Annotated in this window: 10 protein-coding genes; 5 read left to right on the top strand and 5 right to left on the bottom strand. The window is 68.8% G+C overall.

Going from position 1 to position 12,264, the window contains the following annotated elements; all coding sequences use genetic code 11:
- Positions 1-140: 140 nt before the first annotated feature.
- The 5 genes from hpf to mtrA form a co-directional block, all read right to left on the bottom strand.
- Positions 141-809, bottom strand: coding sequence for a ribosome hibernation-promoting factor, HPF/YfiA family (gene hpf, locus C5B99_RS03420; RefSeq protein WP_104240395.1), 669 nt, complete (start codon positions 807-809; stop codon positions 141-143).
- Positions 810-920: 111 nt separating this feature from the next.
- Entirely contained in the window at positions 921-1,709 is a 789-nt protein-coding gene (locus C5B99_RS03415) for a ComF family protein (protein ID WP_104240394.1), read from the bottom strand.
- Positions 1,710-1,786: 77 nt separating this feature from the next.
- Complete coding sequence (locus C5B99_RS03410) at positions 1,787-3,505, bottom strand: LpqB family beta-propeller domain-containing protein (RefSeq protein WP_104240393.1); 1,719 nt, start codon at positions 3,503-3,505, stop codon at positions 1,787-1,789.
- Positions 3,502-5,640 carry an MtrAB system histidine kinase MtrB gene (gene mtrB / locus C5B99_RS03405; RefSeq protein ID WP_258063025.1) on the bottom strand — a complete coding sequence of 713 codons (2,139 nt, stop codon included), beginning with the start codon at positions 5,638-5,640 and terminating at the stop codon, positions 3,502-3,504. The genes C5B99_RS03410 and mtrB overlap by 4 nt, the downstream gene beginning before the upstream one ends.
- A gap of 1 nt (position 5,641) precedes the next feature.
- The gene (gene mtrA, locus C5B99_RS03400; RefSeq protein WP_104240392.1) at positions 5,642-6,331 is read right to left on the bottom strand and encodes an MtrAB system response regulator MtrA; all 690 of its coding nucleotides are present in this window, start codon (positions 6,329-6,331) and stop codon (positions 5,642-5,644) included.
- Positions 6,332-6,449: 118 nt separating this feature from the next.
- On the opposite strand from mtrA, the gene C5B99_RS03395 reads away from it, so the two are divergent.
- The 5 genes from C5B99_RS03395 to C5B99_RS03375 are packed head-to-tail and all read left to right on the top strand — an operon-like array spanning position 6,450 to position 12,056.
- Positions 6,450-7,775: a hypothetical protein gene (locus C5B99_RS03395; protein WP_146081181.1), complete on the top strand. Its 1,326-nt coding sequence runs from the start codon at positions 6,450-6,452 to the stop codon at positions 7,773-7,775.
- Entirely contained in the window at positions 7,775-8,452 is a 678-nt protein-coding gene (locus C5B99_RS03390) for a DUF4129 domain-containing protein (protein ID WP_104240390.1), read from the top strand. Before C5B99_RS03395 ends, C5B99_RS03390 begins: the two co-directional genes overlap by 1 nt.
- The gene (locus tag C5B99_RS03385) at positions 8,449-9,747 is read left to right on the top strand and encodes a DUF4350 domain-containing protein (protein ID WP_104240389.1); all 1,299 of its coding nucleotides are present in this window, start codon (positions 8,449-8,451) and stop codon (positions 9,745-9,747) included. The genes C5B99_RS03390 and C5B99_RS03385 overlap by 4 nt, the downstream gene beginning before the upstream one ends.
- A complete protein-coding gene (locus tag C5B99_RS03380) occupies positions 9,737-10,690 on the top strand; it encodes a MoxR family ATPase (protein WP_104240388.1) in 954 nt (317 codons plus the stop codon). Before C5B99_RS03385 ends, C5B99_RS03380 begins: the two co-directional genes overlap by 11 nt.
- Before the next feature lie 58 nt (positions 10,691-10,748).
- The gene (locus tag C5B99_RS03375; protein ID WP_104240387.1) at positions 10,749-12,056 is read left to right on the top strand and encodes a DUF58 domain-containing protein; all 1,308 of its coding nucleotides are present in this window, start codon (positions 10,749-10,751) and stop codon (positions 12,054-12,056) included.
- The last annotated feature ends 208 nt before the right edge of the window (positions 12,057-12,264 follow it).

Genomic DNA, 12,264 nt, shown 5'->3' with positions numbered 1-12,264 from the left:
TCTGCTCCTACTGGTTGACGCAAGTGGCGCGAGAACGCGCGGCGAAGCACAGCCCGTGCTGTGCACATCGGTTGATTCTACGCACCTCGCCCCGTCCGATGCTGGATGCATCGACCGGGGCGAGGTGGGCGAGAACGGAACTAGGAGACGGGAACCGAGTTCTCGTCGAGCGCGATGACTCCGTAGTCCCAGCCGCGGCGTCGGTACACGACGCTCGGACGGAGGGACTCACTCTCGATGAAGAGGAAGAAGTCGTGCCCGAGGAGCTCCATGTGGTCGACGGCTTCGTCGTTGCTGAGGCGCTTGGGGGCGAAGGTCTTCTCCCGGATCACCACGGGCGAGTAGAGCTCCTCGAGGCTCTCCTCCTCCGCCTCGATCTCCGACGCGGTGGCGCCGGATTCGACGAGGCGGATCGTGTCGGTGTTGGCGGGAGTGACGTCGATCTGCGCGAAGTTGTCGGCGGCCGCCTCCTGGAGACGGAGTGGCGTGTGCTGGCCGCGGTGGATCTTCTTGCGGTCCTTGTTGCGGCGAAGTCGCTCGACGAGCTTGTCCAGGGCCAGATCGAAGGCCGCGTACTTGTCACCGGCCTCGGCCTCGGCGCGGACGACCGGGCCGGGTCCGAAGAGCGTGATCTCGACTTTGCCCTTGTCGAGCAGGTTTCCAGCCCTGTCGGTTCGCTTGGTCAGCTTGATTTCCGCTGCCTGCGTCTTGCCATCGAGAAGCGAGACCTTCGCAAGCGCCTTCTCGGTGGCGTACTCGCGGAAGCGGTCCGGGATCTCGGTGTTGCGACCGGTGATCGTGATTTCCATGTCACTCTCCTGTCGTTCTGCACGAGGCCGAGGTGTCACTGCCTCGTGATGCTGTGCCGCAATCGTAGACCCCTATTCACCCGGTGTTGTCTGCGATTTCGCAGACATGCCCTACCCTCCGCGCGTGTCGACTTCCGGGCGCGCTGCCCTCGCAGATCTGCCGACTGTCTCGGCGACGACGACGCATCCGACCACGACCGCGCCGACGCTCTCCAAGGCACGGACCGCTTCACGCATCGTCGCGCCACTCGTGACGACATCGTCGACGAGCACCACCCGCGCGCCTGCCAGTCCCGGGTCGGCGGCGAAGGCGCGCCGCAGGTTCTCGGCCCGAGCGGGGGCCGTGAGCCCAGCTTGGTCCTGCACGCGCCGGACGAGTCGGAGCGCCCGCACACTCCTCGTCCCTGGCAGCGCCTGCTCCCAGAGCAGAGCGAGGTGCACGTAGCCACGAGCACGGATCGAGCTCGCCGACGACGGGATGAGCACCGGCACCCAGGTCGCGGAGACGGGCCCGGAGTGCGGCGCCGCCTCCCGACCGCTTCTGGCAGCGGCGGCGAACCCCGAGACCGCCGACCGCAGGAGCACCCCGAGCGGGCGCGCCGCATCCGCTCTCCCCCGTTCCTTGAGCGAGGCGAGGAGCACCTTCACGGAGCCCTCGTAGGCGCAGGCGGCGATGACGGGGATCCGGCCTCCATCAGCGGCGATGATCCTCACGCCGCACGCCCGCACCGCAGCGAGCCGGGCAAGCTGCTCAGCGCAGCCCCGGCAGAGCGCGCGACCGAGCCGGCCGCAGGCGGCGCAGGCGACGGGGAGGAGAACCGCCAGTGCGTCGAGTGAAGCTGCGCGCAGTCGCTCCACCCGGTCGTGGAGCAGCGCTGTGACGCCGGCGGGCAGGGGCATCGTCCAAGCATGACGACAAGCGAGGGCGAGACGCTGCCTCGATCCCGGTGCTGTGGAGAACCGAGACCGGCCCTCGATCACACCTGGGTCAGGATGAAGTCGACGACAGCCTCCGACTGCTGCCACCTGTTGCCCTTCGGCACGTAGATATGGCGGTCCTTGTCGAGCACTCGAAGACCGGCGGGCGTGTTGCTCCCCGTGATCTGCTGCCCTTCGAGCACGGCGCCGTTGACGCTGACCGTGCCGCCGACCGTCTGCGTGCGCACCTCGGCAGTGCCCTCGCTCCCCGTCGCGAGCACCGCGAGCGAGGTCTCATCGACCCAGGCGAGGTCGATCGGCGAGGCGCCGCCCGGCTCGAGGATGAGCGGGTTGCCGAGCGCGATCGGCCGGTTGGTGCTGGGCTCGCGTTCGATCGCCATGACGGCGACCTTGACTCCGACGGAGCTGTTCTCGAGCACCGCGAGCCTGGCGCCGTCTCGAGACACGGCGATGGACCGATAGCCGGTCGCGCCGACGTTTTCCGCGGGCTCCAGCCAGCTGTGCTGACGGTCGTCGACATCCGTGGCACGGAGCCCGGAACCATCCGTGCTGCCCGTCCAGGTGTACCCCCAGCTGTCGAGGCTCATCGCGAGGGGACCCGGCCTGGCGTCGACGAGCAGCGGGTCGGGGACGGCGATCGGGGTCGTGTAGACGCCGTCGGGCGTCACGAACGAGGCGACATCGCCGGCGCTCGAGTAGGCGCCCTTCTGCGGGGTGAGGGAGGCGATCGCCCCCTGCAGGGCCGCGGTCTCCGGCGACGCCGTCACGTTGACGCCGCTCAGGAATCCGAGCTCGCCGCCCTTGTAGACGAGGGGGGTGCTGGTCACCTGTCGGTTGACGACGACGGCGTCCTCAGGAGGGAGATCCTGGTCGATCGGGACGCCTGTGATGGACATGGTGACGCTCGTGATCGACTCGAAGTCGGCGAAGCTCTCGGTGAGCTGCAAGAGCATCCGCGAATATCGTTCGGGAGAGGCCGAGGAGAGAACCGACGAGAAGTCGACATCGGCGACGTCTCCCTCGACGGTCACGGCGCCGAGCAGCGTCACGTCGGAGGGGATGGCGCTGACGACGTTGCCCTCGGCGAGCCAGGGCGCCGGCCCGTTGACCAGGGCACGCGCGATGCGCGTCATCGCGGTCTGCTGCGCGTCGAACCACCGGACGTCCGGGACGAGCCGCGAAAGCGTGTCGTCGTAGAAGTAGAGGGTGTAGCTCTTGAAGAGACTGCGGAAGTTCTGGTTCAGCAGCACGATGCCGGGAGGCGCCTCCGTGATCCTCCACTCACCGTCCGCGTTCTGGGCGAGCGTGAAGTCGAGGCGCTCGGTCGTCCCGCTCTTGAGCTCGCTGTAGATGCCCTCGGCATCGACGCTGGCCGAGGACTTGTAGCTCGCTTCGACCCGATCGGACCCGTCGTCGACCACATCGGGGACGGAGGCGGTGACGATGATGCGCGCGTTCGGGTCCCACTCCTGCCGGAACGATTCGTCGAGGTACTGCCGAGCGACCTCGTAGTCGTTCTGTGTTCCCGTTCCTGCATCGAGGAACCCCTCGATCACCTCCTCGCGGCTCATGCCGTCTCGCGGCGGATCGGGGAAGAAGCTGTACGACTGGTCGCTCTCCTGCTGCTCGGACTCGCCCGCGAGGACCTGGCCGGAGGTCGGGATGCGGGCGCATCCGACGAGCACGAGCATCGCGATGACCAGGATTCCTGCCGCGGCTCCCCGCGTCGCGCGCCGTCGGTTCGCAGCTCGTCTCATGTCCGCTCCTCCTGCCCCTGCTCTGCTGATTCCCCGACGGGCGGGTCCTCGTCCTCTGTGTCCTCGCGCGCATCCTCGCCGCGCGTGCCCTCGTCGCCTTGGTCGTCCTCGCGGCGCATGTCGGCATCGCCGTCGTGATCGTGATCGTGTTCGTCGCCATCGTGGTCGTCGATGCTGGGAAGCGAAGGCACGGACTCGGGAGCCGAGCTGGTCACCACAACAGCTTCCGCATCGTCCCAGGGTGCTGGGGTCTGCGCCGGCTCGTCGAGGGACGTCGCCTCGATGACATCCATCGAGTTCGTGGGTGCCGAGGAGACGAGCGGTTCGGCGTTGGAGGAGCGCATGCCGACGAGGTCAGGCAGCTCGATCGGCTGAGTGTCGACGTCTTCGTCGGTGAACGCCTCGGAGGACACATCCTCCTCGTCGATCGTGACGGTGGCGGCACCTGCATCTCCGGGCTCGAGCGGAAGCGGTGAGCCCATGATCTTGCCGCCGACGAATCTCGGCAGGGTGAGCCGGAAGTTCGTCCCCTTGCCCGATTCCGACCAGACCTCCAGGCGCCCCTCGTGCAGGCGAACGTCCTCGAGCGAGATCGCGAGACCGAGACCGGACCCGCCCATCGTGCGCTTGCGCGACGGGTCGGCGCGCCAGAAGCGGTCGAAGACCCTGGTGCGCTCGGCCTCGGTCATGCCGATGCCGTAATCGCGCACGGACAGCGCGACGGCAGACTCGTTGGAGTCGACCGACACGACGATCGGCTTCGCCTCCCCGTGCTCGATGGCGTTGCCGAGGAGGTTCCTGACGACGCGGTTGATGCGGCGGGCATCGAACTCGGACTCCCCGTAGCCACCTGGCGCCTTGAGCACGAGGCGCGTGCCGTGATCGAGCGCGACCGGGGTCATGGCGCCGATGACGTCGTCGGCGACGGTCGCGAGGCTGTTCGATTCCCGCAGGATCTCGACCGCTCCGGCGTCGTACCTGGAGATCTCCAGGAGGTCGGCGAGCAGGATCTCGAACCGTTCGATCTGGTCGTGGAGGAGCTCGACCGACCGCGCCGTGACGGTGTCGAAGTCGTCGCGACGGTCGAAGAGCATCCCACCGGCGAGACGGATGGTCGTGAGCGGCGTGCGCAGCTCGTGCGAGACATCTGAGACGAAGCGCTGCTGCACCTGGGACAGGTTCGCGAGGCGCTCGATCTGGTCCTGCAGGCTGTCCGCCATCTCGTTGAACGACCTCGCGAGCGTCGCGATGTCGTCCTCTCCCGACTCCGGCACGCGCTGCTCCAGGTGCCCCGCCGCGAGGCGCCTGCTCGTCTTCGCGGCCTCCCGAATCGGCTGGATCACAGCCCGCATGACGAACCCCGTGATGACGGCGACCAGGAGCACCAGGACGATCATGGCGACCACGAGGGTGCGCTGCACGAAGTCGAGCGTCTGCTGCGTCTCCTCCATCGAGTACACGAAGTACATCTCGTACTGGCCGAGGCTCTGCACGGTGACGGTCGAGCCGATGACGATGCCGGGCACCTCGTTGCCGAACTCGTCGACGAGCGCGATCGACTGGTAGTACGTCTGCGGCGACGCCGAGGTCGTTCCGGTCGCCGCGGTCTCCGCGCCCGACCTCACCGCTTCCTTCAGCTCCGGCGAGACCAGATCGGCCGAGACTGGCCCCTTCGCCAGCGCCCGCAGCTCGTTGGATTGCTCCTCGCCGTCCGACGCCCCCTGCATGAAGATGACGCCGTAGCTGTTGGCCGCCGAGTCCTGCGCCGCGTCAACCGCAAGCGTCTGCAGGGTCTCGAGGGCCGCGCTGTCGGTCTCCTCGCCTGAGGCGAAGACCGTCTGAGCCGCGGTCACAGCACGCTCGGTCTCCGAGACGAGGGGCCTGAGCCTCGAGTTGAACAGGTCGCTCGCGATGGAGTTGGACATGACGAAGCCGACGGACAGCACCGTCGCCGTCGTCAACGCGACCGAGAGCGCGATCGTCCGGAAGGGAAGCGACGTCCGCCAGAGGAAGACGAGGTTCCGCCAGACCCCGTGCGCGGAGCGCCACCGGTACGGGACGCGGATGCCCTCCGTGTCGACGTCGGGCGTCCGAGAAGAAGGGGTGGAGGTCGTCCGCCGGGCTACTGCGCTCACGTCAGGAGAACGCGGTCGTGTTCCCAGCGCGGTACCCCACGCCGCGAACCGTCGCCACGATCTTCGGGTGGTCCGGGTCGTGCTCCACCTTCGCGCGCAGGCGCTGCACATGCACGTTGACGAGACGCGTGTCGGCCTTGTACTGGTAGCCCCAGACCTGCTCGAGCAGCTCCTCGCGTGTGAAGACCTTCTGCGGCTTCGCGGCGAGCGTGAGCAGCAGATCGAACTCGAGCGGAGTCAGGTTGATCTGCTCCTCGCCGCGCAGGACCTCGTGCGCGTTGACGTTCAACGTGAGGTCGCCGACGCGGATGATGCTCTGCACCTCCGGCTGGCTCGCGCGCAGCCGGGTCTTGATGCGAGCGACGAGCTCCTTGGGGTTGAAGGGCTTGACGATGTAGTCATCGGCACCGGCTTCGAGCCCGCGGACCACGTCGGTCGTGTCCGACTTCGCGGTCAGCATGATGATGGGCGTGCCGGATTCCGCGCGAAGCAGGTGGCAGATCTGGATGCCGTCCAGGCCGGGAAGCATGACATCGAGCAGGACGAGTTCCGGCTTGACCCGACGGAACTCGCCGAGGGCAGCCGCGCCGTCGCCGCAGAACTCGGGTTCGTAGCCTTCGGCCCTGAGAACGATGCCGATCATCTCCGACAGCGCGAGGTCGTCATCGACCACGAGGATGCGTTCGCCCACAGAACCCTCCCTGTTCCAGAACCTGCCCGAGACCGGGCGCTTCCCTCAGCGTAGCGGGCATAGTCCCCTCAGAGGCTCAACCCAGAGTGCGCGGCGCGGGGTGTGCCACGATGGACGCGTGACGCATGGCCCATACGAGCACGCACCCGAGCCCAACCACGCGTATCCGCCGCAGCCCGGAGCGCCGACGCCGAGCGCCTTCCCGCAGGCCGGTCACTGGCAGGGCCAGGGGCAATGGCAGGGACAGCAGCCCGATCAGTACGGCGCACCCGGCCCGGCGAGCTGGCAGTACGGACCTCCGCAGGAACCGGGCCAGGGCCAGCCGGGCGGTCAGTGGATGCCGGCCCCGACGCCCGGCCTCTTCCCCCTCCGTCCGCTCGCCTTCGGCGACGCTCTCGCCGCGACGTTCCGCCTGTTCCGCACCTCACCGAAGACAACGCTCGGGAGCGCCGTCATCGTCATGGGAGCAACGACGCTCTTCGCGAGCCTGCTTCCCGTCGTCGTCGGAATGCTCATGTTCACGCGCATCCCCTTTGGGGGAAGCCAAGAGGACATCGCGCCGATGCTGGTCTCCTCCATCACGCTGACATCGCTTGCCGCGATCCTCGGCCTCGCCGTCGCGGGGGTCGGCTCAGCGCTCCTGCAGGGCATCCTCGTGCGCGTCGTCGCCCGTGGCGCGATCGGCGAGAAGCTCGGCTTCAAGGAGGCCTGGCGCGCGGGGTGGCGCGGCATCTGGCGACTGATCGGGTACGCGCTGCTCGTCGGAGTCGGCGCGGTGGTGCTCATCGCCGTCGGCTGGCTCCTCATCCCGCTCATCATGTTCGCCGTCCTCTCGGGGTCAGGCGGAGATGAGGCGACGATCGCCGGCTCGATCGGGCTCGGCGTCATCTTCACGCTGCTCCTCGGCGGGGCGACGGTCGTGCTCATGGTGTGGCTCGGCATCAAGATCATGTTCGCCCCGAGCGCCATCGTCCTCGAGGGCCTCGGCCCCATCGCCGCCATCCGCCGCAGCTGGAACCTCTCCCATGGCAACTTCTGGCGAGTGCTCGGGGTCGTCGTCGTCATCCAGGTGATCCTGAACGTCGCCACCGGCGCCGTCTCGACGGTCGCGCAGCTGGCCGTCAGCCTTGGTCAGGTCATCATCCTGCCCCTCGGAAGTGGCGAGTCGTCCGAACCTGACGCTGGCACGATCGTCGCGTTCGCGCTGATCCTGCTCATCACCTCCGCGCTGCAGGTGCTCCTCGGGGCGATCGTCCTCGTCCTGACGAGCGGGAACGCGACGATCCTGTACTTCGACCTGCGGATGCGCAAAGAGGCGCTCGGCGTCACCCTGCAGCGATATGCGGAGCAGTCCGCGGCCGGTGCCGACATCGCCGATGCTGACTTCGACGTGCAGGTGCAGCGGCCGGTCTCCGCGACGGGGGCTCCGGGGTACGTGCGCTGATGCGGCTCGGCCCGTGGGTCGGCTCGATGGAGCCGCCGCTCGAGATCGACGAGGATCCGGCGCGCGATCTTCTGCAGGGTGAGCTCGCGAAGGCCGAGTACACGCAGGCCTCCCCCACCTGGCTCGATCTCTGGATCGACGATTTCTGGAACTGGGTGAATGACCTGCTCCAGCCCATCGAGGGGGTGCCAGGGGGCTTCTCGCCGATCGCGCTCATCCTGGGCGGAGTTGTCGTCCTCGGCGTCCTCGCGCTGCTCATCGGCCGGCCGATCCTCGCGCAACGAGCGAGGCGACGGACCGGAATGCCCGCGGATCTCTTCGACGGCGATGAGCGCTCTGCTCGCGACCTGCGCGGTTCCGCTGCGGCGGCGGCATCGCGAGGCGATTTCGAGACGGCCGTCGTAGAGCAGTTCCGGGCGCTCGCTCGGGCAGTGCACGACCGCACGGTTCTCTCTCTCAGTCCTGGGATGACGGCGACGGCGGTCGCGGAGGCGACGGGCGTCTCGTTCCCCGGTCACGCTCCAGCGCTGCACGTCGCCGCGAAGTCCTTCGACGCTGCCAGATACCTCGGCCTCGGAGCCTCCGAGGCCGACTGGCACCAGCTGCGCGATCTCGACCTCGCGCTCGACTCGGCAGCACCGGTCAAGCTGGCCTCGTTCTCCGGGCGGGCCTCGTGAGCATCACGCGGGCCGCGACGCCGACCGTTTCGGAGCGGCTCAGACGCGCGCGTCCGTGGCTGCTCATCGCCGCGGGCGCGGTCGTCATCGCCGTGACGAGCGCGCTCCTCGCCGGGGGGATAGCAAGCGCGACCTCGCCGTATCTCGGCGTGGACTCCGCACAGCCCAACGGAGCGAAGGCCGTCTTCACCGTGCTCGGCGACCAGGGCGTGTCCACGAGCGCGGCGACGAGCCTCGAGGAGGCTCGGTCGCAGCTGCGGGATGCTGAGGGCGATACGACGCTGGTCGTCCACGACCGTGACGGCCTGGCTGTCGATGACCTCGCCGCGCAGATCGCGGAGCTGGACGCGGAGCGGGTGTTGCTGCTCGCGCCGAGCCGGGACCTCCTCGAGGCGTTCGACGGGGCGATCGTCGTGGGCGGCGTCGGTGCCGACGGTGAAGATGCAGACACGGTCGCCGCCGGCGAGGAATGCGCTTCACCGCTCGGAGATCTCGCCCCCGACATCTCCCAGCGGGGTGCGCGGCTGTACCAGCTGAGTGACGAGGCCTCTGGAGGGAGCGCCTGCTACGCCGAGTCCGGGCGCTTCGCCTACGTCGAGACGGAGCTCGCCTCCGGAACGGAGCTCGCCGCGCTGGGCGCGACCGACAACCTCAGCAACGGCGAAGTGCTCAGCGCCGCGAACGCGGCCATGGGTCTCGCGGTCCTCGGCGAGACGGAGTCGCTGGTCTGGTACGTGCCGGGCGTCGCCGACGCCGAGGCGGTCTTCGGAGCGCAGCCGTCGCTCGGCACCTACGTCCCGCCGTGGCTCACGCCGACCATCCTCATCGCGCTCGCTTCGCTGCTCGGAGTGATGGTGTGGCGAGGACGCCGCTTCGGGCCCCTCGTCGAGGAGCGGCTGCCAGTCGTCGTCGAGGCTTCCGAGACGATGCAGGGCCGCGGCAGGCTCTACGCGCAGCAGCGGGCCCGGCTTCGCGCCATCGACAATCTCCGCATCGGCACGACGACTCGTCTCGCGAGGTCGCTCGGGCTAGCCCGCGCGAGCCACGTCCAGGACATCATCACATCGAGCGCTGCGGCCCTCGGGGCGAACCGAGCCGCAGTCGCGTGGACGCTGCTCGACGCCGTTCCCGGCAGCGAGGCCGAGCTCCTCGATCTGAGCCAAGCGCTGCTGACCCTTGAACGGGAAGTCGCAGCAGCCGTCGATCCGAGCAGCGCCCGCCCTCGCCAGGCCCGCCCCACGACCACCGACCCAAGCAGCACCGCCGAGAACAACGGAGGCACCTATGAGCACTGATGTCCGTGAAGCACTGCAGCGAGTCCGCGGCGAGGTCGCCAAGGCCGTCGTCGGACAGGAGCGCGCCGTCGACGGCCTCCTCGTGGCCCTCCTGGCAGGAGGGCATGCACTGCTCGAGGGTGTACCCGGCGTGGGCAAGACGCTGCTCGTGCGCACGCTGAGCGAGACCCTGTCGCTCGACACGAAACGGGTCCAGTTCACCCCGGACCTCATGCCGGGCGACATCACCGGGTCGCTGGTCTACGACTCCGCAGCCGGCGAATTCGAGTTCCGCGAGGGCCCCGTCTTCACGAACATCCTCCTCGCCGACGAGATCAACCGCACGCCGCCGAAGACGCAGTCGGCCCTGCTCGAGGCGATGGAGGAGCGACAGGTGTCCGCCGACGGCGTGACCCGCGCCCTCCCGGCTCCCTTCCTCGTGGCGGCGACGATGAACCCCATCGAGTACGAGGGCACGTACACGTTGCCCGAGGCGCAGCTCGACCGCTTCCTGCTGAAGCTCGTCCTCGAGCTCCCATCCCGGGACGCGGAGTTCGAAGTGCTCCGGCGGCATGCCGCCGGCTTCTCGCCGCGTGACCTGCGGGCTGCCGGGGTACGGAGCGCCCTCTCTGCCGAGGAGCTGCGCCGAGCGCAGGCTGAGGCGGCTGCCGTCGAGGTGCGAGCGGATGTGCTGGCGTACATCGTCGACATCGCCCGCGCGACCAGGCAGTCTCCGTCCGTGCGGATGGGGGTCTCTCCCCGCGGGGCGACGGCCCTCATGTCGGCCAGCAAGGCGTTCGCATATCTGAGCGGCTACCAGGCGGTGACTCCGGATCACGTGCAGGCGATGGCGCTTCCCGTCCTCCGCCACCGCCTCCAGCTCCGGCCCGAAGCCGAGCTGGAGGGGGTCGGCGCCGATGCGATCCTCCGCTCCGTGCTCGCGCAGGTGCAGGTTCCGATCTGAGCCGTGCAGGCTGCGCAATCACCGTTGAAGTCGAGAGCTGGAAGGGAAGCGTGAGCACATGGTCGTGAGTGGACGCCTCGTCCTCCTGACCGCCGTCGGGGCGGTACCCGTGGTGCTCTTCGGGCAGACCGCCGAATCGGCGTATGTGACATTGGCGATCTGGCTGCTCTTCGTGCTGCTCACGTCCATCGCGGATGTCCTCCTGGCGGGGGCACCGCGTCAGGTCGAGATCGAGCGGAGTCTGCCTTCGCGGGTCCGCCTCGGCGAGGCGGCCGTCAGCCGCGTCGCCATCACGAACCGCGGCTCACGCACGCTGCGGCTGCAGGTGCGCGACGGCTGGGAGCCGACGGCCGGCGGCACGCAGCACCGACCGAAGCTGGATGTGCCAGTCGGCGAGCGCCGCGTGGCCGAGTTCCCGCTGCTCCCGTCGCGCCGCGGCGACCGTCGGGCCGAGCTCGTCACGCTCCGCAGCTGGGGTCCGATGGGGCTGGCGGCCCGACAGGTGAGCCTCGCTGACCGCGGAGTCCTGCGGGTGCTCCCTCCCTTCAACTCGAGGAAGCATCTCCCCTCACGTCTGGCGCGCCTCCGCGAGCTGGACGGCGCCACGCGCCTCATGGTTCGTGGGCAGGGCACGGAGTTCGATTCGCTGCGCGAGTACGTGCGGGGCGACGACGTCCGCTCGATCGATTGGCGAGCCACCGCTCGTCGTCAGGACCTGGTCGTACGGACCTGGCGGCCCGAGCGTGACCGCCGCGTGGTGATCGTGATCGACACCGGGCGAACGTCGGCGGCTCGCGTCGCGGACGAGACGCGCCTCGATACTGCCATCGAGTCGGCGCTGCTGCTCGCGGCGCTGGCGACGCGTGCGGGTGACCGCGTCGATGTCGTCGCCTGGGATCGTCGAGTGCGGGCGCGCATCCAAGGCGTCTCGGGGGCTGAGCTGCTGAGCCGCATGGTCGAGTCGCTCGCGGATGTCGAGCCCGAACTCATCGCGACGGATTGGCGGGCCATCCCAGGGCTGGTGCGTGGAGTGACGACACACCGTTCTCTTGTGGTCATTCTCTCGACACTGGAGACCGGTGGCACCCTCGAGCCCGTCATCGCTGCGCTGCCGCAGCTGGCGAGCAAGCACGTCGTCGTGTTGGGGTCGGTGCTGAACCCGGATGTGCACGAGGTCGCCGTGCGTCGTGAGACGCGTGAGCAGACGTATGCTGCGTCGGCCGCGGAGCGCGCGCTCCTGGACCAGGAGCGCGTGCGTCAGACGGTTCTCCGCCTCGGCGGAGACACGGTGACAGGGACGCCATCGGCGCTGCCGCCAGCGATCGCCGACCACTACATCGAGCTGAAGGCCACGGGCCGCCTCTAGGCGTCTCAGCGTGCGCCAGGGCTGCGGGGGCTCATCTCAGCAGGCCTTGGCGCACATCCGCCGCTCCGCCTGCAATGCTGTTGTTTTCGGGCAACAAAAAAGCCGGGGCTGGTCATCGAGGAGCATCTCTGCTCACTCAACAACCAACCCCGGCTTATGAAGAAGTCCGGCGGTGACCTACTCTCCCACAGGGTCCCCCCTGCAGTAC

The sequence above is a fragment of the Pseudoclavibacter sp. Z016 genome, from assembly GCF_002931215.1.
Lineage (GTDB): Bacteria > Actinomycetota > Actinomycetes > Actinomycetales > Microbacteriaceae > Pseudoclavibacter.
Note: the sequence above shows the minus strand (reverse complement) of the source record. Positions and strands in the feature narration are given on the sequence as shown.

Excerpts from the sequence above, each read along its gene's own strand:
- hpf (WP_104240395.1), bottom strand. The coding sequence starts at position 809 with ATGGAAATCACGATCACCGGTCGCAACACCGAGATCCCGGACCGCTTC.
- C5B99_RS03415 (WP_104240394.1), bottom strand. The coding sequence starts at position 1,709 with ATGCCCCTGCCCGCCGGCGTCACAGCGCTGCTCCACGACCGGGTGGAG.
- C5B99_RS03410 (WP_104240393.1), bottom strand. The coding sequence starts at position 3,505 with ATGAGACGAGCTGCGAACCGACGGCGCGCGACGCGGGGAGCCGCGGCA.
- C5B99_RS03390 (WP_104240390.1), top strand. The coding sequence starts at position 7,775 with ATGCGGCTCGGCCCGTGGGTCGGCTCGATGGAGCCGCCGCTCGAGATC.
- C5B99_RS03380 (WP_104240388.1), top strand. The coding sequence starts at position 9,737 with ATGAGCACTGATGTCCGTGAAGCACTGCAGCGAGTCCGCGGCGAGGTC.
- C5B99_RS03375 (WP_104240387.1), top strand. The coding sequence starts at position 10,749 with ATGGTCGTGAGTGGACGCCTCGTCCTCCTGACCGCCGTCGGGGCGGTA.